Raw genomic sequence first — 303 nt, forward strand, 5'->3', positions numbered from 1 at the left:
CACCTCGGGGGTGCGCGAGAGTTGCGCCCCGAGGTGCAGGCGCAGATCTCATCGGCCAGGGCGCTGAAGGACCGCTCGCACAGGGTAAGCTCGGAGGCCGGGAGCGCATTGCCGTGAGACACGCGCTCGGCTTGGCTCTGGTTCACGTAGACAAAGCGCAGGCCCAGGGCGCGCAGCGGATCCAGGGCCGCGCGCTCCCCAATTTCCTCGAGCGTCTCCAGGCTCACGCAGTCGTCCAAGCCGATAAAGCCGGCCTTGGGCTGCCCGGCCCATGTGGGGGCGCTCCGTCGCACCAAGGCCGGC

1 pseudogene is annotated in these 303 nt (G+C 70.0%); it reads right to left on the reverse strand.

Going from position 1 to position 303, the window contains the following annotated elements:
• Positions 1 to 303, reverse strand: a pseudogene (locus PZH32_RS12780) (hypothetical protein); the annotation flags it as partial.

Source organism: Adlercreutzia equolifaciens, assembly GCF_029076695.1.
Taxonomy (GTDB): Bacteria; Actinomycetota; Coriobacteriia; order Coriobacteriales; family Eggerthellaceae; genus Adlercreutzia; species Adlercreutzia equolifaciens_A.